This window comes from Streptomyces pallidus (ex Mingjun et al. 2026) (assembly GCF_051550185.1).
Classification (GTDB): Bacteria; Actinomycetota; Actinomycetes; order Streptomycetales; family Streptomycetaceae; genus Streptomyces.
Genome location: NZ_CP196181.1, coordinates 1,373,439 through 1,399,335 on the forward strand (window position 1 = coordinate 1,373,439; position 25,897 = coordinate 1,399,335).

Below are 25,897 nucleotides of genomic sequence, written 5' to 3' on the forward strand. Positions count from 1 at the left end.
TTCAGCCCCGCCGGAGCAGCCTGGACCACCAGGAGGCCCGGCGGGCCGGCCGCTCGGGCTGCGCGGGCGCGGCGAAACGCACGGGGGCCGGTGCCGGAACCCGCGGCGGGACCGGGTTGGCGCCGGTGACCGTAGCCCCGTGCGGGGAGAAGGCGACGGGCAGCTCCACCAGGTGGCGCGACATCAGCGAGGACTTCCACTGCAGCTCACCCTCGAACACCGCCAGCTCCAGGTCCGGCAGACGGGTGAGAAGGGTGTCGATGCCGGTGTCGGCGATGGCACGACCGATGTCCTGGCCGGGGCACTCGTGCGGCCCGCTGCTGAACGCCAGGTGCGAACGGTTGCCGTGGACGGGCACCGCGAGGTCGGGCCGGATCTCGGGGTCCACGTTGCCGGGGCCCAGGCCCAGCAGCAGCATGTCCCCGGCCCTGATCGGCGTACCACCGAGCTCGGTGTCGCCGGTGGCCCAGCGCCCCAGGATGGTCATGAAGGGCGGGTCGTCCCAGAGGACCTGCTCCAGGGCGTCCGGCAGGGTCATGTGGCCGCCGGAGAGGCTCGCCCGGAAGCGGCGGTCGGTCAGGATGACGCGCAGCGTGTTCGCGATCAGGTTGGCCGTCGACTCGAAGGCGGCGATCAGCACCAGGCGCAGGTGCTCGACGATCTCCTCGTCGGAGAGCTGCGTGCGGTGCTCCAGCAGCCAGGAGGTGAAGTCCCGGCCGGGGACCACCCGCTTGCGGTCGACCAGCTGTTCGAGGGTCTCGGTGACGTACCGGTTGCTCGCGACGGCGGTCTCGGAGCCCTTGATCATGTCGCGGGCGGCCTCCACGAGGCGGGGACCGTAGCTGTCCGGCATGCCGACGAGCTGCGTCATCACCAGCATCGGCAGCGGTTCGGCGAAGTCCGAGACCAGGTCGGCCCGGCCCGTCTGCACGAACCCGTCGATCAGCTGGTTGGCGAAGCGCGTCACGTAGCGGCGGATCCCGCGCCGGTCGAAGCGCTCCAGCGACTCGGTGACCGCCCCGCGCAGCCGCTCGTGCTCGGCCCCCTCGACGAGGTGGCACACCGGCTGCCAGGCGGTCATCGGGGTCAGCGGGTGGTGCGGCGGGACGTTGCCCTCCTGCATGTCCCGCCAGCGGCGCGGGTCGCGCGAGAAGCGGGACGGGGTGCGGGCCACGTCGAGGTTCTCGCGGTGGCCGAGGACGAGCCAGGCGGGCAGGTCGCCCTGGACCAGTACGGGGGCGACGGGACCGTACTCGGCGCGCAGCTTCTCGTACAGGGCCGACGGGTCGGCTTCCGCTTCGGGGCCGTAGAGCCGGTGGGCCGGGCAGCCCGGCGGCGGGGCTGCGGGATCGGACGGCGGGGGGGTGCTCACGAGGCCTCCGGGGTGACGGCGAGGGAGTGCAGGTAGCGCATGAGCGTCATCAGGACGTCACGGCTGGAGTCGCGCCGCCGGGCGTCGCAGACGACCAGCGGTACGGACTCGGGCAGGTCGAGGGCGGCGCGCACGTCCTGCAGGGGGTGTTCGGGCGCGTCGGGGAAGGAGTTGACGGCGACGACGAAGGGCACGCCGCGCTCCTCCAGCCGGCCGATCACGTCGAAGCTGACCTCCAGCCGGCGGGTGTCGACCAGGACCACCGCGCCGAGGGCGCCTTCGAACAGGCCCCGCCACAGGAACCAGAAGCGCTCCTGGCCGGGGGTGCCGAACAGGTAGAGCACCAGCTCCTCGTTGATGCTGATGCGGCCGAAGTCCATGGCCACGGTGGTGGAGGTCTTCCGCTCCACGCCGGCCGTGTCGTCGACGCCGACCCCGGCCTGGGTCATCGTTTCCTCGGTGGTCAGCGGCCGGATCTCGCTCACGGAGCCGACCAGGGTCGTCTTGCCGACCCCGAAACCGCCGACGATCACCACCTTGACCGCGGCGGCGGCCGTGGCGGGGAGCACCTCCTCGCGCCGCGGGCCGGCCCGGAGGTGCCCGTGGTGGGATGCCGCGGACGGCTCAGAGCTTTCGAAGTCCATCGATGACTGCCTCAATCAGTGCCAGGTCGGGGAGTTTGGCGGGGGCGACGGGCGGGCGGGACAGCACACGGCCGTCGTTGATCAGATCGCCGAGCAGCACGGTGACCACGCTCACGGGCAGTCCGAGGTAGGCGGACACCTCGGCCACCGAGAGCGGCGACTGGCACAGCCGCATGATCGCCGCGTGCTCCGGCTGCATCCCGGGCTTGGGCCCCGACTTGGCGATGATCAGGGTGACCAGGTCCAGCGGGGCGGGCGTGTCCGCCCCGCTGCGCCCACCCGTGATCACGTACAGCCGCTCGGGAGTGCCCTCCTCCCAGTCCCGGCCCGGGTTGCTCACGCGGGCTGCCCGTCGCGCCGCGGCGGGCTGCTCAGGTGCTCTCCGATCCGGGCGACGAGGTCGCGCATCCGCTGGCCCATCAGGCCGGCGTCGACGCCCTCGTCCGCGAGGACGGCGAGGTAGGCGCCGGCACCGGCCGCCATCAGGTAGAAGAACCCGCCGTCCATCTCGATGACCACGAGCCGCATGCGGCCGCTGCTGTGCGGCAGTTCGGTGGCGACGGCGCCGGCGAGGCTCTGCAGCCCGGCACAGGCGGCGGCGAGCCGGTCGGCGGTGTCGGTCTCCGCGCCGTACTGCGCCATGCGCAGGCCGTCCGCGGACAGGACGATGACGTGCCGGGTCTGCGGAACGCTCTCGGCCAGGTCCTTGAGCATCCAGTCCATGTTGCTCTGCTGCTGGCTCACGGCTGTTCCCCCTTGCTCGCCGGGCTCGGCGAGGCGTCTGTGTTCTGGCTTGCTGCGCCGCTGCGGCCGGCGACGGTCCTGCTGCTGCTCTCTCCGGTCAGGCCGCCCTGGAAGGCGGCCAGCCACATGCCGGGCTGCACCTCCGGTTCCGGCGCCGGTGCGGGCGCCGGGGCGGCTCCGGCCCGGGCCGCGGCGGCCGCCGCCGCGTCGATGACCGGGTCGGTGCCGGCGCCGCCGCCGGTGTGGGTGCCGGGCAGGTCGGGCGCGGCCGTCCGGGTCCGGCGGCGGCGCTGCGGGAGACCGGTGGCGGTGCGTTCCGTCACCACGGGTACCTCGTCGATCTCCAGCGGGTGCTGCGGGCCGGTGACCGGCCGCGTGTGCACGACGCGTTCGGCCTGCGCGCGCGTCGCGACCGGCGCGCTCGTCGCGGCCGACACGCCCGCCGCGGCCGACACGCCCGTCAAGGCCGGTGCGACGGCCGGGGCGGACCCCGGCTGCAGGGCCGCCCGGGGGCCGGAGGAGGTGCCGATGCCGTGTGCGACGCCGGTCGCGGACGAGGCCGCGGTGATCAGGGCCTGCGGGATCACCAGGACGGCGCGCACACCGCCGTACGCCGACGAGCGCAGCGAGACCTGGAAGTCGTACGCCTGCGACAGCCGGCCGACGACGGCGAGGCCCAGGCGGGGCGTCTCACCGAGGTCGGTGAGGTCGATGCCCTGCTGCGCCTGGCGGAGCATGCGCTCGGCCCGCTGGCGGGCCTCCTCGCTCATGCTCACGCCGCCGTCCTCGATCTCGACGGCGATGCCCGAGTTCACGTCCACCGCGGTCAGGTGGACCTTGGTCTGCGGCGGCGAGTAGCGGGTGGCGTTGTCGAGGAGCTCGGCCAGCGCGTGGATGAGCGGTTCGACGGCCGGGCCGACGACGGCGACCTGGGAGACCGAGTGCAGCTCGACGCGCTGGTAGTCGATGATCCGCGACATGGCGCCGCGCAGCACGCTGTACAGCGGGACGGCCTTGGACCACTGGCGGCCCGGGCGGGCACCGCCGAGGACGGCGATGGAGTCGGCGAGCCGGCCGATGAGCGCGGTGCCGTGGTCCAGGCGCAGCAGATCGCCGAACACGTCGGGGCTGCGGCCGTGCCGGTCCTCCATCTCGCGGAGCTCCTGGGCCTGCTGGTGCACAATGGCCTGAACTCGACGGGCGATGTTGACGAAGGCGCGCTGCGCGGAGTCGCGCAGGTCCTCCTCTGCGACGACGGCGTCGAGCACCGAGCGGAGCACGGCCTGGTGGGCGGCCCTGAACTCGGGGCTCAGGCCGGGCCCGTGCGTACCGGGCTCCTCCAGGGAGGCGAGCACCTCCTCCGGGAACTCACCCTTGCGCAGGCGTTCCACGACGTCGGGCAGCAGCTCCTGGGCCAGCCGTACGGTCTCCACCTGCTGCCGGACGAGCGCCGCCTCCTGGGCGGCGGCCACGGCCCGCAGTGCGGCTATGGCCTTGCCCCGGCGGGCCGCCTCACCGCAGGCGAGGGCGACCGCGACACAGGCGACGGCACCGACCCAGGCCACGGGCGTGCGGGCGGGTGCGGACACGAGCACCAGGGCGGCGACCGCGGCTGCGGCGGTCGCCAGGGCGGGGAGCGCCCATACGACGGGTGAGGTGGGCCCTGGACTTCCGGGCGACGATCCCACGCGAACCATCAGAACCCTCAAACGATCGAAAGCGAATGATCATATGACAACGGCCCGGAATCTTAGCGGCTTTGAGCACGTCACTTGACAGCAGGTCACGTTCCGGACACCGCAAGGGTGTTGCGGGCTCCAGTTCCAGCCGAATCCCATTCATGAGCCGGTCGGATGGAGTTCGCACGCCCGTCCGGTTTACAGGACACCCAGTGCGGAACAAAACCTTCCCCCCAGGGACAATGGCCCTCGACCGGGCAAGATCATCCTCAGTCCGGCAGCCCATTCACGGACCGAACCACGGAAAACGGAACAGGAGCGCACGCGTTGAACCGTCAGGCGCGCGAACACGCCCAGAACTTCATGCACCAGGGCGAGCGGCTGATCGCCGCATGCGGCTACGAGCTCGGCCCCGGCGTGCCGTCCCCGCCCGAGCAGCTGATCCCCCCGGCCGAACCCACCGCGCTCGCCCAGCGCATCGAGGATCGGATACCGGGCCCGCTGCGGCGGCTGCTGGCCTCCCACGCGCTCGACCCCCGCCACTCCGGGCCGGCCGCCGCCGCGGCCGCCGTCGACCGGCTGCCGCACGCGGTGGACGACCTCGGCGCCCGCATGATGCACGGCACGAGCATGGAGGGCGGCTGGCAGAGCGCGGCCGGACGCTTCCTCATCAGCCGCGCCGCCGCCCGCGGTTCGGTCCAGGGCGTCCTCGCCGTGACCGACCGCCGCTGGCTCGCCCTGACCGACGTCTCGCCGCTGTGGCGGTCGACGCCGGTGATGAAGCCGTACTGGGAGGCCCCGCGGGCGGCGGTCTCCGCGCTGCGCGCCAACCCGAAGGGCCTGCTCCAGAAGGGCCGCATGGACATCGAGTTCACCGACGGTTCGTGGGTCGCGGTCCTGGCCACGCCGGCCGCCAGCGCGGCCCCCTTCGCGGCGGCCGCGGCGTACCACCGCTGAGCCCGCCGACCACCACTGACTGCTCCTGACCAGCGTTGACCGCCGGACCGGCCGGAGGTCGTCTGCGGCACGGCTCCCTCAGCGCTCTGCGCGGTCCAGCTCCTCGTCGAGGGCCATGGCCGCCGTGATGAGCGCCAGGTGGGTGAACGCCTGCGGGAAGTTGCCCAGTTGCTCACCGGTCGGGCCGATCTCCTCGGCGAACGGCCCGACGTGGTTGGCGTACGCGATCATCTTGTCGAAGGCGTAGCGGGCCATGTCGAGCCGCCCGGCCCGGGCGAGGGCACCCACGTACAGGAAGGTGCACAGGGAGAAGGTCCCCTCGTCGCCGGAGATCCCGTCCGGGGCCCGCTCGGGGTCGTAGCGGTGCACCAGGCTGTCGGAGACCAGGTCGGCCTCGATGGCGTCCAGGGTCGACAGCCACCGCCGTTCGCGCGGGGACAGGAATCCGACGACCGGCATCAGCAGCAGCGACGCGTCCAGCACGTCACCGTCGAGGTACTGGACGAACGCCTGCCGGGCGGCGCTGTACCCGCGGTCGACGACCTGCTGGAACACCGCGTCCCGCGCCGCGGTCCAGCCGGCGGCGTCGGTCGGCCGGGCCAGCTGGCCGGCCAGCCGGATCCCCCGGTCGAAGGCCGTCCAGCACATTGAGCCGGCTGTAGGTGAAGTCCCGGCCCAGGTCCACCAACGCCTTCACGGACAGGGAGGCGTCCCGCACCCAGGTGTAGCGGTAGTCCCCGTTCCGCTCCCCGCCCACCCGCTCCGGCAGTCCTGCGGTCACCGCGGCCACGGGTGCGCCCGTCGGGGCGTACGTCATCAGCTTCAGGGTGATCGCGGACCGGTTCACCATCTGCTGCCAGCGGCCCCGGTACCTGCTGCGACGCACCCAGCGGTGCCAGTAGCCGTACCTGCCGAGGAACGCCCGCCGCACCCCCGCCGCGGTCGGCGGCTCGGGCACGCCCGCCGCCGGGTCGTGGCACACCGTCAGCACGGCCGTGGTGGTGTCGCCCGCCCGCAGGAGCGCCTCCCCCCGTACGCCCGGCCCGTCCGCGGTGAGCCGCAACGGGCTCCCGGCCTGGAGGAAGGCGGCCAGGTCCGGCGTGGTGAAGTGGGCGGTGTCCTCGGCCACGGCCAGGCCGTGCTCCTCGCGCCCGTAGTCGAAGGCGGGCCGGCAGTCGATCAGGAAGCGCACGGTACCGCGGGGGACCCGCATGATCCGGATGATCCGGTGCCGGTCGGCGGGGGCCTCGGCCTCGCCCAGCGGCATGAAGTCGATGACCTCGCCGACCCCCTTCTCGGTCATGAACCGGGTGACGAGGACGGCCTTGTCCGCGAGGTGGAGCTGGCGGGTGACGGCATCCGGGTCGTCGGCGGTGACGGCGAAGTACCCGCCGCGGTCGTGGTCCAGGAGGGAGGCGAAGAGGCTGGGCGAGTCGAAGCGCGGGGCGCAGAACCAGTCGACGACCCCGTCGGAGGAGACCAGCGCGGCCGTCCGCAGGTCTCCGATCAGGCCGTGGTCCCCGATCGGCGGATAGCGGCGCATACGAGTCCCTTCGCCGTAGCGGTCCCGTCCTCTCCTCCCCGCCCCCACGCTAAGGCCGCGGGCGGCGCCGGGCGCCTGCTGCGGGAGCCCCGTGGCGCGGGCCGGGCGGGGCGGTGCTCCGGCGCGGATTACGCGGCGCCGCCCCGTGCTCGGACGCCGGCGTGGAGCGGGGCCGGCGGCCCGCACGGGAGGTGCACCTGCTCCGGGCGGGTGAGCGGGGCGCACCGGCGGGGCCTGCCGTGACCGCCGGGAGGACCGGCGGGCACGCGTCCCGGACCACTGCCCGCAGGGCACGTGCGCCGAGGCGGACGTGCCCTGCGGGACGCGGGGTGCGGGTCCGGGGGGTGGTCAGACGACGTTGTCCGGGGCGGGGGTGTCGTCGAGGAAGCCGCCGGACTGGTGGTGCCAGAGGCGGGCGTAGGTGCCGTCCGAGGCGAGGAGTTGGTCGTGGGTGCCCTGCTCGACGATGCGGCCGCGGTCGAGGACGACGAGGCGGTCCATGCTGGCGACGGTGCTCAGCCGGTGTGCGACGACCAGCGCGGTCCGGCCGTCCATGAGCCGCCACAGCGCCTCCTGGACGAGGATCTCGCTCTCGGAGTCCAGGGCACTGGTGGCCTCGTCGAGCAGCAGGATCGGTGCGTCGCGCAGGATCGCCCGGGCGAGGGCGACCCGCTGGCGCTGTCCGCCGGAGAGTTTGACGCCGCGTTCGCCGACCATGGTGTCGAAGCCGTCGGGCAGGGCGTCGGCGAACTCGGTGACGTGTGCCGCCTCCGCGGCGCGGCGGATCTCGGCGTCCGTGGCGTCCGGCCGGGCGAACGCGATGTTGTCCCGCAGGGTGCGGTGGAACATCGCCGGGTCCTGCGGCACGTAGGCGATCCGGCTGCGCAGGTCGGCCTGGCTCAGCCGGCTGATGTCCTGGCCGCCGATCAGGATCCGGCCGGCCTCGATGTCCGTCATCCGCAGCAGCAGCCGGGTCAGGGTGGTCTTGCCGCCGCCGGACCGGCCGACGAGGCCGATCCTCGCGCCGCTGGGCACGTCCAGGTCGAGGTCCCGGAAGAGGGGCTCGGCTCCCCCGTGGGCGAAGGTCACCCGCTCGAAGCGCACGTCGGCGCAGGCCCGGGGCCGCAGCGGCTCCGGCGACTCCGGGTCGAGCACCGCCGGCGGCGTCAGCAGCAGTTCGGTGAACTGGGCGGCCTCCGTCATCGAGCGCTCCAGACGGCGGTAGATCTGGTTGAAGTCGAACATGATCCGGGTGGCGCTGGAGTAGTAGGCGAAGGCGACGATGACCGCCTCGACCCCGTGCTCCCCCGCGCCGAGCGCGACGGCGACGAGCAGGCCGAGCGCGTTGGTCAGTACGGACATGGGCGCGACCACCGTGTCGATGCGCAGGTTGCCGAAGTCCCAGGAGCGCAGCGTGAGCCGCCGGGACTCCGCCACCCGGGACCGGTGCTCGGCGGCCTCGCGCTCCTCGGCGGCGAAGGCCCGGACGGTGTCCATGTTCATCAGGCTGTCGGCGACGTGCCCCGACACCCGGGCGATGGCCTCCTCGCGCTGGTCGACGAGGGCCTGGCGGCGGCGGATCAGCGGCGCCACACCCAGGGCCGTCACGGCGATCATCACCAGGAGGCCCACGACGAGCAGCGGTTCGTAGAACCACAGCACCACGGAGGCGAAGGCCAGCGGTACGAGGCTGCCGAGGACCGAGAAGGTGAGGGTGTCGACGAACTCCTCGAAGCGGGAGGCGAAGCTGAGGACCCGTTTGGTCAGCGATCCGGCGAAGTTGTCGTGGAAGAACGCGGCGTCCTTGGCGAACAGCTCGTCCATCCCGATCACGTACAGGTGCTCGATGCCGAGGGCGTCGAGGCGGTTGAGGCAGTGCAGGCCGATGCGCCACAGGGACTCGGCGAGCAGCAGGACGCCGCCGAAGCCGAGGACGTAGGGCAGCATCGCGCCGATGCCGATGTCGTCGTCGCCCGCGGCCATCCGGCCGACGAGCTTGGCGACGATCAGCGGCGCGATGTAGTTGATGCCGATGTTGCCGAGGGCCGGGAGCAGCATCGCCGGCGCCGTCAGACGGCGGAGCCGGGCGAGCTCCTTGGAGTAGTGGCGGAGTGCGAGGAGCACCGAGCCCCTGCGCGGTGGGTTTTCTGGCGGTCGAGGCGATTCAGACGATCCCATCGCAACCCTGTGCTGTTGGACCGGCAGGACAGGATCCGCAGTGTCCCGCAGGGCCGTGCGCGCCGTCCAAGCGTTTTTTCCGGCCGTCAGTGGTGGGCGTGGACGACGGCGTGGCCCTTGCCGCGGCCGATCATCCACTTGTTGACCGGGGTGGTGACCAGGAACGCGACGACGAAGCCGCCCAGCAGGGCGCCCCAGAACAGCCCCTCGTCCAGGTGGGCGTCCATCGCGCCCGGTACGAGGAGGACGATGCCGTTGTCGACGACCTCCATCACGGCGATCGAGACCGTGTCGGCGGCCAGCGCCACCTTGATCGCGGCCTTGAGGTCCAGACCCGCCCGGCGGACCGCGAACAGGGTGAAGGAGTAGCCGAAGACGAACGCGAGGGCGATCGCCAGGGCCATGGTCGCGACGTTGCCCCAGAGCAGGGCGGTGCCGACGGCCATGCCGAGGATCTCGCCGATGGCGCATCCGGTGAGGCAGTGCACGGTCGCCTTGGCGGCCGTGCCCCACGAGGCGCCGCCACGGCCCTGCCCGTGGTCCGCGTGGCTGTGGCCCGCGTGGCCGGTGTGGCCCGCCCCGCCCGCGTCGTGGCGGGCATCGTGCTGGTGTGCGGCGGAGTGGTGCTGGTGTGCGCTGTCGCCCATGACCCTCGTCCCCGTGTCCGTCCGGTGCAGGACCGTGCCCTGCTCTCCACACCGCAAACCATATACCCCCTAGGGGTATTCCGGAGGGTGTTGCCGGGGGAGGTGGTGCGGCGATCGGGGACCCCGCCCGTCACCCTTCCGGCGGGCCGTCGAGGCGCCGGACGGCGACCCCGTGCCCGGCCAGCGCCTCCGGGAGCCGGGCCAGGGCGGGCAGCTGCTCGATGTGGTGGACCCCGGCGGGCAGGGTGCCGGCGAGCAGCTCCCGCGTGACGTGCGCCGCGACCAGCCCGGTGACGCGGCCCTGCGCCCGCCCGGTGAGCGCGTAGGCCGCGTGCAGGTCGCCGCGTCGGGCGTCGACCCGTACGGCGAAGCCGTCCCCGCCCGCGTGGACCCGGCGGAAGACGGCGGTGAGGGCCCGTCGCACCGCCGGTCGGCGGGCGGCCCGGCGCAGCGCGAAGAGCGTGGAGGTCAGCGGTCTCGAATCCAGGCAGAGGCGGGTCGTCACGCGCGCGGCCCCGAGCGTGCGCGGCAGCGTGTACTGGTCGGAGAAGGGGAAGGGGTACGCGGTGCGCGTGCCGTATCCGGGCAGCTCCGCCCGCAGCGGGTGGGCCGTGGCGGGTGCGGCCAGGTGTTCGACCGTCCAGCGGACCGCGTCGGCGCCGTGCCGCTCGCCGGCGCCCAGCAGCACGGTGAGGTCGATGCGCTCCGCGCCGCCGACGGCCTCGTGCGCCCGGAGGGCGAGGAGGTTGGTCAGCCCCGGGGCGACGCCGACGCTGAGCACGGCCGTGGCCCCGCGGCCGACGGCCGCTCCGTGCAGCTCGGCGACGCCGTCGAGGAGCCGCCTGGTGGCGCCGACGTCGACCAGGTGGACACCGCGGCCGAGGCAGGCCCGGGCGACAGCGGCATCGGGCGGTTCCACGCACAGCACGACCGCCGCCACGTCGCCGAGGTCGTCGAGCGTGCGCCCGAACCCGGCCGGATCGGTCACGTCGACGCGGACGCCGCCGAGCCGCAGCGCCCTGGCGCCGTCGCGTCCCGCCACGACGACCCGCCCGGGGAACCAGGCGCCGAGCGTACCCGCCACCGTCGCGCCCACGGCGCCGTAGCCACCCACCACCAGGACGCGACCCGATTTCACTGTAGTCATGCTCCAGTGAATTACACTGTAGTCTCACTACAGTCAAAATTCCCGGACCCGAGGAGAACCGGTGGCCGCACCCCTGACCCGCGCGGAGAAGGCCCGCCGCACCCGGCAGCGGATGCGCGACGCCGCCGCCCGACTGTTCGCCGAGAAGGGCTGGACCGGGACGACGGTCGAGGACATCGCCCGCGCCGCGGAGGTCGGCGTGCAGACCGTGTACTTCACGTTCGGCAGCAAGCGAGCACTGCTCAAGGAACTCCTGGACACCGCCGTCGCCGGTGACGCGGACCCGGTCGCCACCCTCGACCGGCCCTGGGCCCGCGAGGTCCTCGACGAACCCGACCCCGCAGTCCAGCTCGCCCTCCAGGCCGCCGGCGCCCGGCGCATCCTGGAGCGGGCCGCGCCGGTCCTGGAGGTCGTCCGGGGCGCCGCGACCGCCGATCCGGAGCTCGCCGAGCTGTGGCGGCTCAACCACGAGCAGCGGCACGCCGTCCAACTCCGCTTCGCCGAGGCGCTGTACGAGAAGGCCGGCGGGTCCCTGCGGCCCGGCCACGACCGTGCGGCCGCGGCCGACATCGCGGTGACCGTGCTCGGCCCGGAAACCTACGACCTGCTCGTCACCCGGCGCGGCTGGAGCCCGGCCCGCTGGGAGGAGTGGGCGGCGGACGCCCTCGTACGCCAGCTCCTGCCCTGACCCCGCCCGCCTGCCGGGCTCGGCCACGCCCGGCCGCTACGGTGGCGGGATGGAACAGCGGATCAGCCTGATCACCCTGGGCGTAGCGGACCTCGCCCGCTCCAAGCGCTTCTACACGGCGCTCGGTTGGCGCGGGACCGAGGTCGAGGAGACGGTCTTCCACCAGGCGGGCGGCCTCGCCCTGGTGCTCTGGGACCGCGCCAAGCTGGCCGCCGACTGCGGTCTGCGCGACGCCCCGCCGGCGGCCGGCTTCGGCGGCATCGCACTGGCCCACAACGTGCGTACGGACGCCGAGGTCGACGCGGTCCTCGACGCCGCCGCGGCCGCCGGGGGAACCGTCACCCGGCCCGCCGCGGTCCATGCGATCGGCTTCTACTCCGGCGTCTTCACCGACCCCGACGGGCACGCCTGGGAGATCGCGCACAACCCCGGTTTCACCCTCGCCGAGGACGGCTCCCTGGTCCTCCCGGACTTCGGCGGCTGAGGACACCAGCCCGGCACCAACCCCGCAACACCCGCCGGGAGTTCCGATTCGGCGCGTTTGCCCGGCTCGTTCCTGAGTCGACCCTTCGGGCTTCCTTAAGGGAACCTGAAGAACCCCTCCAGGAGGGTTTTCCCGCTGGTCACCGCCCTAGGCTCGGACGGAGTTCCACTTCCCCTGCTTAGTGAGGTGTCACCGGCATGAGCCGCAGCCGAACCACCGGAACCCCGTCCCGCGCCGAGGCCCGGCGGAGGAAGACGGTGCGCACCCGCATCGTCCTGTCTGTCACCGCGGCGGCCGCGGCGGTGGCGGTCGGGGTCGCGGTGGCCGACTCCGACGGTGACGGCCGCGTCGACCAGCGGGCCGGTGGCGCCACCGGCAAGGCGTCCGCGGCGGGTGCCGGCGACGGGTCGGCCACCGCAGCCCCGACCCCCGGCACCCCCACCACCGAGGCCTCGGCCTCGGCCAGTCCGAGCCCGTCCGGGACGCCCGGCGCCAGCGCCTCGGCATCCGCCTCCGCCTCGGCCCCCGCGGGCGAGGAGGAGGGCACGGCGGCCAAGTCGGCGTCGAACAAGGGCGACAAGCCGGCGGGCAAGCCGGCCACGGGCGGCGGCTCGGGCGGGTCCGGCGGGTCCGGGGGGTCCGGCGGGTCCGGGGGCTCGGGAAGCTCCGGCGGCACCGTGAACGCCGACGCCGAGTCCGCGGTCCTCGCCCTGGTCAACAAGGAGCGGTCGGCCGCCGGTTGCGGCCCGCTGAGCACGAACTCCAAGCTGAGCGCCGCCGCACGTGCGTACAGCGACACGATGGCCCGCGCCGGCGTCATGTCGCACACCGGACCGGACGGGTCCACCATGACCAGCCGGGTCGAGGCGGCCGGCTACAAGTGGTCCAACCTGGGCGAGAACATAGCCCGCGGCCAGGCCGACGCCGACGCGGTCATGAAGGCGTGGATGAACAGCCCCGGCCACCGGGCGAACATACTCAACTGCGCCTTCAAGGAGATCGGCATAGGCGTCCACAAGGGCGACGGCGGCCCGTGGTGGACCCAGAACTTCGGCGCCTCGAGGTAACGGAGCCCCCTCCCGCTCCTCCCTCATCCCCCGCGTCCCCCGTACCGCCACCCCCCACAACCCCACCGTCACGTCCCCCGACCCGTCCGCGGGTCCGGGGGACGTCGGCGTCGGGCGGCGCCGCGGGGCCCCGGGCGCCTCCGGCCCGTCGGGGCGCTTCGGGGGGGAGCCGGTGTCGGCCCGGCCGGGGCGTCGGCCACTATGGGGCCGTGCCCCGACTTCCGCGTTACCTGCTCATATGGCTGTCGTGCACGGCCGCCAGCGTGACTGCCGTGCTCCTCACGGTCCAGTTCGTGGTCGGCACGACCCGGCACACGCCCCCGGTCGCGCGGTCCGCTCCGACGGTCATCGAGACCCCGCCGGCCTGGCAGGCGGGCCAGGAGCCCTCGCCCGGCTCGCCCTCCCCCAGCACGTCCGCGAGCCCCTCGCCCTCGGCGACGCAGAAGCCCTCCCCCTCCGCCGCGAGCGCCACCCCCGCCAAGGCGGCGTCCGGAACGCCCCGTGCCACCGCGCCGAAGCCCGACGTCGACTGCGAGGACGGCGGAGCGGGCCTGCACACGGTGCCCGCGCAGGGCGGCAAGGTCACCGTGCGGTACGGCAGCCGGGGCGTGTGCCTGATCTCGGCGATCCCCGGTCGCGGCTTCAAGACCAGCACCGCGCAGACCGCGGACGACACCCTCACCGTCACCTTCAGCAGCGACGACCACCGGTCGGTCGTCACCGCGACGATCGTCCCGGGGCCGAGGGCCAGCGTCCGCGAGACGTCCTTCTGACCCCCGCCGTTCCGCTCGCCCGCACGTCCGGGGCCCTTCCTGCACCTTTTGCGGAGCTCCGGCGAAGCGGAAGGTGAGCTGTTCCTTAGGGCAGTCTGAAGATCCCGCCGAGAGGGTTCCGAAGGCCCCGAGCGGTCCTATGCTCGCGTCAGCCGAGCGGCCTCGGCGCCGGGACGCGCCTCCCGGCGGACCGTGGGGCCGCCGTTCCACCGTGCGGAGGGCGTCGCGCCCGTCCCGCAGTCCGAACCGTGCCTTGGGGTGTCTTCGCCATGAGTTCCCGCATGCTCCGACCCGTCCGCGCCGACCGCCGTACGGCACCGTCCCGCTCCGCCGCCGCCCTGGGCAAGCGCCTTCCGCTGGCCGCCGCGGCCGTGGTCGCGGCGGGCCTGACCGCCGCCTGCGGGCCGTCCTCCCAGCCCGTCGGATCGGCGGCGCCGAAGGCGGCACGCCAGTCCGCACAGGCCCTCCCCTCCGCCCCGGAGTCCGCCGGAGCCTCGGTCGGGGCCTCCCCGTCCGCCTCCGCATCGCCGTCCGCCTCCGCCTCCGCCTCCGCGTCGGCCGCACCGGCGCAGGGCGGCACCGGGTCCGCCGCCCCCGCCCGTACGTCCGCCAAGCCGGCGGCCCGTACGTCGGCGGCGGCCGCGCCGGCCCCGGTGCCCGGCCCCGGCTACGACAGTTCGGCCGACGCCCAGAAGCAGATCGACGCGGCGCTGCGCGCGGCCAAGGCCGACGGGCGGATGGTGCTGCTCGACTTCGGTGCGAACTGGTGCGGCAACTGCAAGGCCGCCGACAAGGTGTTCGCCCAGGCGCCGACCGCGGCGGTCCTCGGGGCCTCGTACCACATGGTCAAGGTGGACATCGGCGGCAACAGCTCCGCCAACTCGGCGCTCCTGCGCAAGTACAGCCCCGGGGGCGGCACCTACAAGATGCCGGTCCTGGTGGTCGTCTCCCCGTCCGGCACGGTGCGCACCGACACCCACGCCACGGGCAACCCGTCCCTGACCGCGGACGGCATCAACGCCTTCCTGCGCCAGTGGGCGTCGTGAGACGAGCGGTACGGGCCGCGGCGGCCGGTCTCGCCGTCGCGGCCGGCTGCGTCCTCGTCGGCCTCGCGACGGACGGGGCGGACGGCCGGGACGGCGCGGCCGGTGCGGCCACCGGTGCCGACGACCAGGCGGGCACGGTCACGGCCGCGGCCGGGGCTGCGGTCATCGCCCCCGCCGCCCGGCAGGACGCGCCCGTGCTCTCCGGCGAGGACCTGGAGGGGAACCCGGTCGGACTCGCCGAACTGCGGGGGCAGGTCGTCGTCCTCAACGTCTGGGGCTCCTGGTGCGGCCCCTGCCGGGCGGAGGCCGACGACCTGGAGCTGCTCAGCCGACAGACCCGGGCGGACGGGGTCCGGTTCCTCGGGATCAACACCCGGGACCCGGACCGGGCCGCGGCCCGGTCCTTCGTACGGGCCCACGCCGTGACCTTCCCCAGCCTCCACGACCCCGCGGGCGAACTCCTGCTCCGCTTCCCGCCCGCGCTGCTCAACCCGCAGGCCATCCCCTCGACCCTGGTGATCGACCGGCGCGGGCGCATCGCCGCCGGGATCGGGGGCGCCGTCACCGCCGAGGAGCTGCGGCCCCTGCTCGCGCGCCTGGCGGGGGAGCCGTCATGACACCCCTCGCACCACCGGTCCTCGCCGTCGCGGACGCCCCCTCCCTCGTCAGTGGGACCCTGCTCGTCGCCGCCCCGGTGGCGCTCGTCGCGGGGCTCGTCTCCTTCCTCTCCCCCTGCGTCCTGCCCCTCGTCCCGGGCTACCTCAGCTACGTGACCAGCCTGTCGGTCGCCGACCTCGCCGACCCGCGCAGCGGGCACCGCAGCCGCATGGTGGGCGGCGCGCTGCTGTTCGTCCTCGGCTTCACCGCGGTCCTGGTCTCCGGGGGCGCCCTGTTCGGCTACGCCGGACGCAGCCTGCTGGCCCACCAGGAGGCGGTCACCCAGGTGCTCGGCGTCTTCACCGTGCTCATGGGGCTGTCCTTCATGGGCTTCCTGCCCGGCCTCACCCAGCGGGAGCTGCGCAGCCACCGCCGTCCCGCGCTGGGGCTCGCGGGAGCCCCGCTGCTGGGCGCGGTGTTCGCGGTCGGCTGGACCCCGTGCATCGGCCCGACGCTGGCCGCCGTCCAGGCACTCGCCTGGACCGAGGCGAGCGCGGCCCGGGGAGCGCTGCTGACGGCCGCGTACTGTCTGGGGCTGGGCCTGCCGTTCGTCGCGGCCGCGCTCGCCTTCCGCCGGGCACTGGGCGCCTTCGGCCTGGTCAAGCGGCACTACCCGTGGGTCCTGCGGACCGGCGGGAGCATGCTCGTACTCGTCGGCGCGCTGCTGGCCACCGGCGTGTGGAACGACCTGGTGTACGTGCTCCAGCTGTGGAGCGCGGACTTCAGCCCGGCCCTGTAGGGCGGCGCTCCGCCCCGTGCCGCCTCCGCCCCGCCGCGCGACCCCGGACACGAACCGAACCGACCCCGTATCACCCCACAAACCTGACAGACCCGACCCACCTGACGCAGAGGCACACATGAACGTTTCCCCGCAGGCCGGACGTGCCCGGAAGGCCCGTATCGCGGCCGCCCTCCTGTCCCTGGGGGCGCTCACGGCGTGCGGCGGGCAGCCCGCGGCGGACGCCGGCGCCGCCGCACCGGCAGCACCCGCCAGCGCACCCGCGTCCGCGTCCCCTCCGACGCCCGGCCCCAGGACGAGTTTCAGCGAGAAGGGGGTCACCGTCACCCTCTCGGTGTCCGACTGGCAGGGCTCGAAGGGCACCCTCACCACGGTCTTCGCCCCCGAGGAGAAGGGCTTCCACCTCTACAGCACCGACCTGCCGGCCGACGGCATCGAAGGAGTGGGCCGGCCCACGGCGGTGTCCGTCACCGGCGCCCTCAAGGCGGAGGGCAGGCTGACGGCGGCCGCGAAGGTACGGTCCATCACCGTGCCCGGCGTCGGCGCCCCGGTCCCGGTCTACCCGGACGGCCCGGTCACCACCACCCTGCCCGTCCGCGCCGACGCGAACGGGGAGGCGACGGTACTGCTCGGCTACGCGAGCTGCAGCGAGCGGGAGGGCTGCACCATCCCGGTCTCCGACCGCCCCGTCCGCCTGCGCGTCACCCCAGACGGACCGGTGTTCGATGCCCGCTAGGGTGCCCGAGAACACGGTCGGCCGAGCCCCTAAGGTGTCCCCATGCCCAGCGTCCTGGTCGTGGAAGACGACCCCAGCATCCGCCAGTCACTGATCGAGGTCCTGGCGGAGCACGGGTTCGCCGTGCGCAGCGCGGCCGACGGGTTCGGCGCCCTGCGCGAGGTCACCCAGACGCCCGTCGACGCCGTGGTCCTCGACCTCGGCCTGCCCGATCTGGACGGCGGGGACGCCCTGCGCATGATCCGGGGCATCTCCTCCGTGCCCGTGCTGGTGGCCACCGCCCGCGACGACGAGCGGGAGATCATCAGCCTCCTCAACGCGGGCGCCGACGACTACCTGGTCAAGCCGTTCTCCGGGGGCCAGCTCATCGCCCGTCTGTCCGCCGTCCTGCGGCGCACCGGCCAGCTGCCCGCCGCCGGTCCCGCGGCGGCGGGTGCGCCGGTGGCGACAGCGGCGGCGGATCCCCTGCGCGCCACCACCGTGGGCGAACTGACGGTGGACCCGGGAGCGCGCACCGCGTACCTGGCCGGTCGGGAGCTCCGCCTGACCCGCCGCGAGTTCGACCTGCTGGCGTTCCTCGCACACCACACCGGCCAGGTCGTCTCCAAGCGCCGGCTGCTGACCGAGGTGTGGCGGGAGCCGTACGTGGACGACCAGACCGTCGACGTGCACCTGTCGTCCCTGCGCCGCAAGCTCGGCGAACGCGCGGCGGCCCCGCGCTACCTGCTGACCGTCCGCGGCGTGGGCATCAAGCTGGTGGCTCCGCGGTGAGACGCTCACTGGCCGGAGTGGCGCTCGCCGTGACCTCCATGGTCGCGCTGTCCTTCCTCATTCCGCTGGCCGCCCTGGTGATGTCGCTCGTGAAGGAGCAGGGCGTCACCGCGGCCGAACAGCGCGCCGCGGCCCTGGCCCCCGTCCTCACGCTGACCACGGACCCGGCCGCCCTGCGGGAGTCCGCGGCCAGCCTCGACGCGGCCGAGCACCTGGTCGTCCACCTGCCGGACTCCGGGCCGCTCGGCAGCTCCAGGGCCCCCGCGGCCCTGCTCGAACGGGCGCAGAAGGGACGGGAGTCCATCTCCCGGGAGGTCCCGGGCGGCTGGATCTGCCTGCAGCCGGTGGTGCTCCCGGGCGACCGGGTCGCCGTCATCGAGAACTTCGTCCCCGAGGAGGAGCTGACCCGCGGGGTGATGGAGTCCTGGGCGGTCATGTGCTTCCTCGCCGTCGGGCTGATCGCGGGTTCGGTGCTGGTCGCCGACCGCCTCGGCGCCAAGGTCGTCCGGTCCTCGAAGCGGCTCGCGCAGGCCTCGCACGCCCTCGGCCAGGGCGATCTGGAGACCCGAGTCGATCCCATGGGCCCCAGGGAACTGCGGGACGCGGGCGTCGCCTTCAACGCGATGGCCCACCGGATGACCGAACTGCTCGCCGTCGAACGCGAACTGGTCGCCGACCTGTCCCACCGGCTGCGGACCCCGCTGACCGCCCTGCACCTGGCGTCGGAGCGGATGGCCGGCACACCGGAGTCGGCCAGGGTCGAGGCGGCCGTGGGTGAACTGGAGACGGAGCTCCAGGCCATCATCGCCGCGGCGCGCACCCCGCTCGCCGTGGGGCCCATGGGCCAGGGCATGCTCGGCACGGAAACCCCCACGGCGAGCGGGGTGCGCGCCGCGGGTACGCCGGAGGGGGCCGGACCGCGCTGCGAGGTGGCCGACGTGGTCCGCCGCCGCACCGCGTTCTGGGCGGTCCTGGCGGAACAACAGGACCGGTCGTGCTCCGTCGACCTCACCCCGGAGCCCACGGCCGTCGGCCTTTCGGACGACGACATAGCCGCCGTGGTGGACGCGCTGATCGGCAACATCTTCCGCCACACCGCCCCCGGTACCCCGTTCGGCGTCCACGTCGTACGCACGGCGCAGGCCGTGGAACTGGTCCTGGAGGACGGCGGACCGGGCATCCCCGAGCCGGAGCGGGCGCTCTCCCGGGGGAGCAGCACCGGTTCCACCGGGCTGGGCCTCGACATCGCGCAGCGGGCCGCGACCGCCACGGGCGGGTCGATGCGCATCGGCCGGAGCCCCCTGGGCGGGGCGCACATCACCGTGACCTTCGCGCTGGCCGCGCCGGCCCTGTCCGGGCGCAGGTCCCGCATCTCCCGCCGCCGGCCGGCCCGGCTGCGCACGCGGTAGCCGGGTCGGCCGGGGCACGGGCCCGCGGCCGGTGACCGTCCCCGGCCGAAGCCGGGGACGGTCACCGCGGGCTCAGCCGACGAGGACGCCCGGGTTCAGGATCCCCCGCGGGTCGAGGGCGCCCTTCGCGGCGCGCAGGGCCAGGGCGAAGGGGTCCGGGCGCTGGCGGTCGTAGTGGGGGCGGTGGTCCCGGCCGACGGCGTGGTGGTGGGTCACGGTGGCCCGGTGGCGGTGCAGGACCTCGCTCGCGACGGCCTTCAGCTCGTCCCAGACGGCGGCCTCGTCCCCGGGCCGCCCGGCGGCGAGGACGGTGAAGTAGGGCGCCACGCCGTCGGGGTAGACGTGGGTCAGCCGGCAGTTGACGGTCGCGGGGTGGCCGGTGGCCTTGAGGGCCGCCGCGCCGACCTCGGAGCGCACCGCTTCGATCAGGCCGGGGATCCGGTCCCAGGTGGCCGCGGTCTCGAAGGTCTCCGCGACGGCCCCCATCCGGGCCAGCCCGTCGCGCAGGTACGGCATCCGCAGGAAGGCCGCCCGCCAGGCGCTGACGGCGGCGTCGGCACCGACGGCCGGTCCGGCCCCCGCGGCTGCTGCGGCCCCGGCGGCCGGGACCGCGTCGTGCCGTCCGCCGTGGGCGCGGGCCAGGTCGAGGGCCCGGTCGAGCAGGGCGGCGACCGGCGCGTCGGCGGATTCGAAGCCCAGTACGAGCACGGCGGACCCGTCCTGCGCGGCGCCGGCGAGCCCGGCTTCACCGGCGTCCAGCAGGCGGCAGTTGGCGGGGGCCAGGTCGGACTGCGCGACGGCCTGCACCGCGCGGAGCGCGTCGTGGAAGTCGGTGAAGGCCACCGAGGCCGACGCCTTGTGGACGGGACGCCGCTGGAGGCGGACCCAGGCCTCGGTGATGACGCCGAGCGCCCCTTCCGAGCCGAGGAACAACCGGTCGGGCGAGGGCCCTGCACCGGAGGCCGGCAGCCGCCACGAGGTGCTCGTACCGGCCGGGGTCACGACGTTCAGGGACTGGACGAAGTCGTCGATGTGGGTGCGGCCGGTCGCGTAGTGGCCGCCGGCGCGGGTGGCGAGCCAGCCGCCGAGGGTGGAGAACTCGAAGCTCTGCGGGAAGTGGCGCAGCGTCAGCCCGTGGGGCCGCAGCTGGTTCTCCAGGCTCGGGCCGAGCGTCCCGGCCTGGATCCGGGCGGCCCGGCCGGCGGCGTCCACCTCCAGGACGCTGCCCATGGCGGTCAGGTCGAGGGACAGCACGGCGCGGTGGGCGTCGCCCCGGTACTCGACGCCGCCGGTCACGGACGAGCCCCCGCCGTACGGGAGGACCGCGACCCCCCGCTCCCCGGCCCAGTCCAGCAGGTCGGCCACCTCCCGGTCGTCCGTGGGGCGGGCGACGAGGTCCGGCGTCCGTCCGGGCCGCCCGCGCAGGGCGCGTACGACGTCGCGGTAGGCCTTGCCCATGGCGTGCGCGGCGCGGTCCGCGGGGTCGGCGGTGACCAGGTGCGCGAGGCTCGGCGGGGCCTGCACGGCCGGGCTGCCGATGCCGAGGTCGCGCACGCGCGGGACGGGCAGGGGACGGGCGAGGGTGCCGGGGAGCAGGGCGCCCATGGCGACGCATTCGGCGTCGGCGGGGTGGGCGTCGGCCCAGCCCCACCCCCACCAGGAGCGGGTCCGGGACGCCGGCCGTCCGCCGGCGACGGTGTCGGTGGTTCGGGGGGTGATGCCCGTGGTGCCGTCCATGGGATGCGCTCCAAGGGTCGTCGAAGGAGACGGAAGCGAATTTACCGAGCGGTAAATTACTTACTGATAATATGGGGGTATGGCAACCCCTTCCTCGAAGGCCGGCACCAAGGGCGTCCCGCGGGAGCAGCGCCGGCGGCAGATCCTGGCCGCCGCCACGGAGGAGTTCGGCACCAGCGGCTACGCGGGGGCCTCGCTCGCCGCGATCGCGGCGCGGGTCGGCGTCACCAAGACGCTGCTGCACCAGTACTTCGGCACCAAGGAGGAGCTCTACACCGCTTGCCTGGCCCCCGTCGGGGACCGGCTCCTCGGCGCCGTCCGGGCGGCGATGGAGCCGGACGGGGCGGGCGCCGGGGCGGCACCGCCCGCGCCACTGCGCGTCCTGCACGGCGTCTTCACCGCCCTGGAGGGGCAGCGGGAGGCCTGGTTCGTCCTCTACGACCCCTCCCTGCCCGCGGACGGCGAAGCCGCCCGCCGTGCGGCGGAGTACCGCGCGCCGATCGACCGGTTCGCCGCCGAGGGCACCGCCGACGTGCTGCGCGCGGCCGGATCCACCGACCCGCTGGACGCCGACGCGCTCAAGTACGTCTGGCGGGACCTGGTCTCCACCCTCGTCCGCTGGTGGGTGAAGCACCCGGAGCAGTCCCCGGAGGCCATGACGCAGCGCTGCGCCCGGCTCTTCGCGGCCGCCGCAGCCCTCACCGCAGGTTCAAGTGGCGTTCATCCAGGGCTCGTTGGGGAACCATAACCTCCCCCTGTCCACCCCCCGACCGGAAGGGAACCCGGTGTCCGTCACCGTCTCCGTCCGCCGCGCGGCCCTCCCCGCCGCAGCCCTGGCCGCACTGCTCATGCCCTCCGCGCCCGCGCAGGCGGCCGGCGCCTCCGTCACCGCGACCGTGGAGACCGCGCCCGTCTCGCACAGCGGGGACGCCGCGGACGACCCCGCGATCTGGGTCCACCCGACCGACCCCGCCAAGTCCGTGGTCGTCGCCACCGACAAGAAGGGCGCGCTGGAGGTCTACGACATGACCGGCGCGCGGATCCAGCGGATCAGCGGCGACTACGGCAACAACGTCGACCTGCGCGGCAACATCGTCGTCTCGGCGGACGACGAGGCCGCCGGCGGCAACGGCGCCATGCACGTGTACCGCATCGACCCGGGCACCCGGAAGCTGACCTTGCTGAAGGACGTCCCCACCGAGGTCACCGCGCACGGCATCTGCCTGTACTCCTCGCCGGTCTCGGGCAGGCTGTACGCGTTCCCCAACTCCACCTCCGGCCGCGTCGAGCAGTGGGAGCTGGCTGTCAGCGGGAACGCCGTGACCGCGACCTCGGTCCGTCTGTGGGACGCGGGCTCCGCCGTCGAGGGCTGCTACGCCGACGACACCACCGGCAAGCTCTACCTCGGCGAGGAGGACGTCGGCGTCTGGATCTACGGCGCCGAGCCCACCGCCGGAACCGGCCGCAGCAGGCTCGACTCCACCGGCTCGGGCGGCCACATCACCGCGGACACCGAGGGCATCACCGCCGCCGGGAACCGGATCTTCGTCTCCTCCCAGGGCAGCAACGACTTCACGGTCTACGACCGCACCAGCCACGCCTACCTGGGCCGCTTCTCCGTCGGGAACGGCACCGCCGCCGACGACTGCGAGGACACCGACGGCATCGACGCCACCGCCGCCGACCTCGGACCGGCCTTCCCGCAGGGCGTCTTCGTCTGCCAGGACGGCTCCAACGGCTCTCCCGGCACGAGCGGCAACCAGAACTTCAAGTTCGTCCCGCTCCAGCGCATCACGGCGAACCTCGGCTGACGGCCCGGGGCGCCGGCACCCGCGCCGGCGCCCCGACCCCGTGCCGCCCGCCTCACACCGGTTCGGGCTGCCGCTCCCGTCGCGGTTCCGGCAGCCGCACCGCCCCCGTCCCCTGCTCCCCCCGCCTGCCGGTGCGTACGTAGCCGTAGGCCACCGACGCCATCGCGAGCAGGACCAGGGGCCCGAACACCCACGGGTGTGCGGCCATCTCCTGCGACAGGTAGCGGTAGGCCACCAGGAGCCCGACGAACACGGCGGCGCCGTAGCAGACCAGCTGGACCCCCGCCCGGTCCCAGCCGCGGTCGAGCGAGCGCATCGCCGCGTCGATCGTGAGGGTGAACACCACGCCGGCGACGATGTCCGCGCCGTAGTGGTAGCCGAAGCCAAGGGTCGCACCGAGCGTGCTGACCAGCCAGAACGTGCCCAGGTAGCGCAGGGCCCGCGGGCCCCTGCGGGAATGCAGGAAGATCGCGGTGGCCCATGCCGTGTGCAGGCTGGGCATGCAGTTGCGCGGGGTGACCCCGTCGAAGGGCATCGGTTGCGGGGTGCCGACCGGCGACGGCGTGTTCGGCCACAGGTCGGCGAGCGCCCAGTGGCCGCCGTCGGCGCCGTAGGCGAAGATCGGGCCGACCACCGGGAAGACCATGTAGATACCCGGCCCGAGCAGCCCGATCACCAGGAAGGTGCGCACCAGGTGGTGGCCGGGGAAGCGGCGTTCGACCGCCACGTTGCGCAGCTGGTAGAGGGCGACGATGACGGCGGCCACCGCGAGTTGGACGTAGACCCAGTCGAGGACGTGGGCGCCGACCGTGCCGGTGGCCTCGACGATCCGGCCCGCCACCCATGACGGATTGCCCAGGGCGTGATCGGCGGTGGCCACGTACTGGTCGAGCACCACCGGGCGGGTCTTCGACGTGATCAGCAGCCAGGTGTAGCCGGTCTTGCGGCCGGCCACGAGCAGCAGGGCCAGCCCCACGCCCTGGAGCAGCAGGACGCGCTCCCGCCCGGTGCGGCGCGTCACGGCGATCACGGCGCAGGCCAGGGTCACCCACAGCGCTCCGTTGCCGTACATCATCTCGGCGCCGACGGCCCACCGTACGAGCCAAAAAACCAGGTCGATGGCGATCGCGGCGCCGACCGCGAGGAACCGCTGCCGCCAGGTGAGCACCACCAGCATCAACATCATGCTGGCGTACAGCACCGTGCCCGATGCGGGGGCGAAGATCACCTCCCGCGCCTGGGCGGTGATCGGACCGGGCTCGCCGTAGCCGCGCGCGGCGATCTCCAGGGCGATGAGGAAGCCGAGGGCCACCGTGCCCACCGCGGCCCACAGCACGACCCGCGGCCGGCGCCGTGCGGTGGAGTCGGTGCCCCCGTCCGTTCGCGAGAGCACTCGCGGTTCCGCAGATATCAATTCTTCAGCCGATGTTCATGATTCAACTTGGTCAGCGTTGACTCGAACATGCTAGCGGAGAGGGTAGGGGCGGACCCGAAGACGGCGGACCGTCCCGGGATGCACGGACCCCACTGTGCCGCCACGTGTCGAGTACACCTCACCGAGCCGGGCCGGGCCCTGCACGCGACGGTCGACGTCCTGACCAGATCGCCCGCGCGTACACCGCCCCCGCGCCCACGTGGCTGCGGGGGGGGGCAAGGCAGTCGGGCGCTCTTCGCGTTCTCGTCCCGTCTCGCACAGCCACGGACAGCGGCCCCCGGAGTGCCGCGTCCTCACCTTGCAGAGGCAGATGGAAGGCTTGAGGCATGGCCCTTCGAGCTTGGCTGGACGCCCGGCGTTCCTGGCGGGCGGGGCACGCGCCCGCGCTGCTGGTGATCCCGCTCGGGCTGATCGTCACCGTCTGCGTCGTGGATGTACTGGCCCCGCCGCACATCCATCTCGGGCCACTGCTCGTGGCGGCGCCCGCGATCACGGTGGCGTTCGGCGGGGCCCGTACGACGGCGGTGATGGGGGCTCTCGCGGTAGCAGCCCAGGTGCTGATCGGCGTACTCAGGGGAGTCTTCGACACCGCCAACATCCAGGCTCAGATCGCCGCCCTGATCGTCGTCTCGGCCGTCTGCGTCACCGTCTGCGTGCTGCGGGACCGGCGCGAGCAGCAGCTGCACCAGGTGCGGTCGGTGGCCGAGGCAGCCCAGAGAGTGCTGCTGCAGCCGCTGCCCTCACGCGCCGGCCCCCTGCGGATCGCCGGCCTGTACATCCCCGCCGAGGCGGAAGCCGAGCTGGGCGGAGACCTGTACGCGGCCGCACGCACCACCCACCACAGCACCCGGCTGCTCATCGGCGACGTACGCGGCAGCGGTCTGGGCGCCATCAGCAAGACCGCCCTGCTCCTCGGCGCCTTCCGGGCGGCCGCCCATCGGCAGGCCACCCTTCCTCGTCTCGCCGTCCACCTGGACGCCGCGTTCCGCTGGGACACCAGCCAGTGGGGGTCACAGACAGAGCAGGACACCGTCGAGGACTTCGCCACCGCCGTGCTGCTCGACATCCCCGACCACGATCCGGTCGTCCACCTCATCAGCTGCGGGCACCCACCACCGGTCATCCTCCGCGGAAACCGGCTCATCCCGCTCGTGGCCGAGGCCAGCCACCTGCCGATCGGATTCGGAGGGGCCTTCGGCCTCGCCGACTACCACGTCCAGACGTTCCCGTTCGAGGCCGGCGACCTGCTCCTCCTCTACACCGATGGCGTCATCGAGGCACGCAACACCGACGGACTCTTCTACCCGTTCACCGAGCGCGCACCCCAGTGGACCAATGACGACCCCGACACACTCCTCCGCCATCTCCAGGCCGACCTCCTGGCCCACGTCCACGCACACCTCGACGACGACGCAGCCCTCGTCGCCATCCGCCGCACGGCCTCCACCCCTCCGCCCTCCGACCCGGCCCTGTGAACGAGGCTGCGCGCCATGTGATCGAGCGCGCCGCCGGGGACCCACGCCAAGCACCGTTTCCCCTGGTCAGCGCGGGTGCCGCCGCTGCGGCTGCCGACGACGCGCTGCCCGACGTGGACGCCGTCCGGACCCGCTGTCCGGCCAGAACCGAACATCCG

At 74.0% G+C, this 25,897-nt stretch carries 24 protein-coding genes and 1 pseudogene; 14 read left to right on the top strand and 11 right to left on the bottom strand.

All coding sequences use genetic code 11. The features are described 5' to 3' along the window. Position 1: 1 nt before the first annotated feature. Genes ACSHWO_RS05855 through ACSHWO_RS05875 form a run of 5 tightly spaced genes read right to left on the bottom strand, consistent with a single transcriptional unit; the run spans position 2 to position 4,457 of the window. On the bottom strand, positions 2-1,372 hold the full coding sequence (locus ACSHWO_RS05855) for a cytochrome P450 (protein WP_438310312.1): 1,371 nt from the start codon (positions 1,370-1,372) through the stop codon (positions 2-4). Continuing rightward, positions 1,369-2,016 (bottom strand): GTP-binding protein, encoded by a 648-nt coding sequence (locus ACSHWO_RS05860; RefSeq protein WP_361092607.1) that lies wholly within the window; start codon positions 2,014-2,016, stop codon positions 1,369-1,371. The genes ACSHWO_RS05855 and ACSHWO_RS05860 overlap by 4 nt, the downstream gene beginning before the upstream one ends. Continuing rightward, positions 1,997-2,356 carry a DUF742 domain-containing protein gene (locus ACSHWO_RS05865; protein WP_438310313.1) on the bottom strand — a complete coding sequence of 120 codons (360 nt, stop codon included), beginning with the start codon at positions 2,354-2,356 and terminating at the stop codon, positions 1,997-1,999. Before ACSHWO_RS05865 ends, ACSHWO_RS05860 begins: the two co-directional genes overlap by 20 nt. Further along, positions 2,353-2,739, bottom strand: coding sequence for a roadblock/LC7 domain-containing protein (locus tag ACSHWO_RS05870; protein WP_360623255.1), 387 nt, complete (start codon positions 2,737-2,739; stop codon positions 2,353-2,355). Before ACSHWO_RS05870 ends, ACSHWO_RS05865 begins: the two co-directional genes overlap by 4 nt. Positions 2,740-2,756: 17 nt before the next feature. After that, a complete protein-coding gene (locus tag ACSHWO_RS05875) occupies positions 2,757-4,457 on the bottom strand; it encodes a sensor histidine kinase (RefSeq protein ID WP_438310314.1) in 1,701 nt (566 codons plus the stop codon). A 309-nt stretch (positions 4,458-4,766) separates the two neighbouring features. On the opposite strand from ACSHWO_RS05875, the gene ACSHWO_RS05880 reads away from it, so the two are divergent. Then, positions 4,767-5,396, top strand: a complete 630-nt coding sequence (locus ACSHWO_RS05880) for a hypothetical protein (protein ID WP_438310315.1) — start codon at positions 4,767-4,769, stop codon at positions 5,394-5,396. A gap of 78 nt (positions 5,397-5,474) precedes the next feature. Here the strand turns inward: ACSHWO_RS05880 and ACSHWO_RS05885 are convergent. The 4 genes and pseudogenes from ACSHWO_RS05885 to ACSHWO_RS05900 form a co-directional block, all read right to left on the bottom strand. Beyond that, positions 5,475-6,939 (bottom strand): annotated as a pseudogene (locus ACSHWO_RS05885) (glycoside hydrolase family 15 protein). A 348-nt stretch (positions 6,940-7,287) separates the two neighbouring features. Next, positions 7,288-9,117 (bottom strand): ABC transporter ATP-binding protein, encoded by a 1,830-nt coding sequence (locus ACSHWO_RS05890; RefSeq protein ID WP_438310316.1) that lies wholly within the window; start codon positions 9,115-9,117, stop codon positions 7,288-7,290. A gap of 86 nt (positions 9,118-9,203) precedes the next feature. Next, positions 9,204-9,764, bottom strand: a complete 561-nt coding sequence (locus ACSHWO_RS05895) for a DUF4396 domain-containing protein (RefSeq protein ID WP_438310317.1) — start codon at positions 9,762-9,764, stop codon at positions 9,204-9,206. Between the two features lie 130 nt (positions 9,765-9,894). Next, positions 9,895-10,911, bottom strand: coding sequence for a saccharopine dehydrogenase NADP-binding domain-containing protein (locus tag ACSHWO_RS05900; RefSeq protein ID WP_438310318.1), 1,017 nt, complete (start codon positions 10,909-10,911; stop codon positions 9,895-9,897). Between the two features lie 61 nt (positions 10,912-10,972). Between ACSHWO_RS05900 and ACSHWO_RS05905 the strand changes: the two genes are divergently transcribed. The 10 genes from ACSHWO_RS05905 (at position 10,973) to ACSHWO_RS05950 (ending at position 19,281) form a co-directional block, all read left to right on the top strand. After that, positions 10,973-11,599, top strand: a complete 627-nt coding sequence (locus ACSHWO_RS05905) for a TetR/AcrR family transcriptional regulator (protein ID WP_438310319.1) — start codon at positions 10,973-10,975, stop codon at positions 11,597-11,599. 49 nt (positions 11,600-11,648) lie between these two features. Continuing rightward, complete coding sequence (locus ACSHWO_RS05910; RefSeq protein WP_361092585.1) at positions 11,649-12,083, top strand: VOC family protein; 435 nt, start codon at positions 11,649-11,651, stop codon at positions 12,081-12,083. A gap of 197 nt (positions 12,084-12,280) precedes the next feature. Beyond that, complete coding sequence (locus tag ACSHWO_RS05915) at positions 12,281-13,150, top strand: CAP domain-containing protein (RefSeq protein ID WP_438310320.1); 870 nt, start codon at positions 12,281-12,283, stop codon at positions 13,148-13,150. 209 nt (positions 13,151-13,359) lie between these two features. Then, complete coding sequence (locus tag ACSHWO_RS05920) at positions 13,360-13,923, top strand: hypothetical protein (protein WP_404234877.1); 564 nt, start codon at positions 13,360-13,362, stop codon at positions 13,921-13,923. A 281-nt stretch (positions 13,924-14,204) separates the two neighbouring features. Further along, entirely contained in the window at positions 14,205-14,969 is a 765-nt protein-coding gene (locus ACSHWO_RS05925) for a thioredoxin family protein (protein WP_438310321.1), read from the top strand. Further along, a complete protein-coding gene (locus ACSHWO_RS05930) occupies positions 14,966-15,586 on the top strand; it encodes a TlpA family protein disulfide reductase (RefSeq protein ID WP_438310322.1) in 621 nt (206 codons plus the stop codon). Before ACSHWO_RS05925 ends, ACSHWO_RS05930 begins: the two co-directional genes overlap by 4 nt. Beyond that, entirely contained in the window at positions 15,583-16,365 is a 783-nt protein-coding gene (locus ACSHWO_RS05935) for a cytochrome c biogenesis CcdA family protein (protein WP_438310323.1), read from the top strand. Before ACSHWO_RS05930 ends, ACSHWO_RS05935 begins: the two co-directional genes overlap by 4 nt. 118 nt (positions 16,366-16,483) lie before the next feature. After that, positions 16,484-17,101, top strand: coding sequence for a hypothetical protein (locus ACSHWO_RS05940; protein ID WP_438310324.1), 618 nt, complete (start codon positions 16,484-16,486; stop codon positions 17,099-17,101). Between the two features lie 42 nt (positions 17,102-17,143). Next, positions 17,144-17,872, top strand: a complete 729-nt coding sequence (locus tag ACSHWO_RS05945; protein ID WP_438310325.1) for a response regulator transcription factor — start codon at positions 17,144-17,146, stop codon at positions 17,870-17,872. Further along, a complete protein-coding gene (locus ACSHWO_RS05950; protein ID WP_361092561.1) occupies positions 17,869-19,281 on the top strand; it encodes a HAMP domain-containing sensor histidine kinase in 1,413 nt (470 codons plus the stop codon). Before ACSHWO_RS05945 ends, ACSHWO_RS05950 begins: the two co-directional genes overlap by 4 nt. A 72-nt stretch (positions 19,282-19,353) precedes the next feature. Here ACSHWO_RS05950 and ACSHWO_RS05955 read toward each other — a convergent pair whose 3' ends face one another. After that, positions 19,354-21,018 (bottom strand): FAD-binding oxidoreductase, encoded by a 1,665-nt coding sequence (locus tag ACSHWO_RS05955; RefSeq protein WP_438310326.1) that lies wholly within the window; start codon positions 21,016-21,018, stop codon positions 19,354-19,356. Between the two features lie 79 nt (positions 21,019-21,097). On the opposite strand from ACSHWO_RS05955, the gene ACSHWO_RS05960 reads away from it, so the two are divergent. Both ACSHWO_RS05960 and ACSHWO_RS05965 read left to right on the top strand, forming a co-directional pair. Further along, positions 21,098-21,766 (top strand): TetR/AcrR family transcriptional regulator, encoded by a 669-nt coding sequence (locus tag ACSHWO_RS05960; protein WP_438310327.1) that lies wholly within the window; start codon positions 21,098-21,100, stop codon positions 21,764-21,766. A gap of 37 nt (positions 21,767-21,803) precedes the next feature. Next, positions 21,804-22,829 (top strand): phytase, encoded by a 1,026-nt coding sequence (locus tag ACSHWO_RS05965; protein ID WP_438310328.1) that lies wholly within the window; start codon positions 21,804-21,806, stop codon positions 22,827-22,829. A 52-nt stretch (positions 22,830-22,881) separates the two neighbouring features. Here the strand turns inward: ACSHWO_RS05965 and ACSHWO_RS05970 are convergent, their stop codons facing one another. Beyond that, entirely contained in the window at positions 22,882-24,165 is a 1,284-nt protein-coding gene (locus tag ACSHWO_RS05970) for a phosphatase PAP2 family protein (RefSeq protein WP_438318949.1), read from the bottom strand. Between the two features lie 425 nt (positions 24,166-24,590). Between ACSHWO_RS05970 and ACSHWO_RS05975 the strand changes: the two genes are divergently transcribed. After that, positions 24,591-25,739, top strand: a complete 1,149-nt coding sequence (locus ACSHWO_RS05975; RefSeq protein ID WP_438310329.1) for a PP2C family protein-serine/threonine phosphatase — start codon at positions 24,591-24,593, stop codon at positions 25,737-25,739. Positions 25,740-25,897 lie beyond the last annotated feature (158 nt).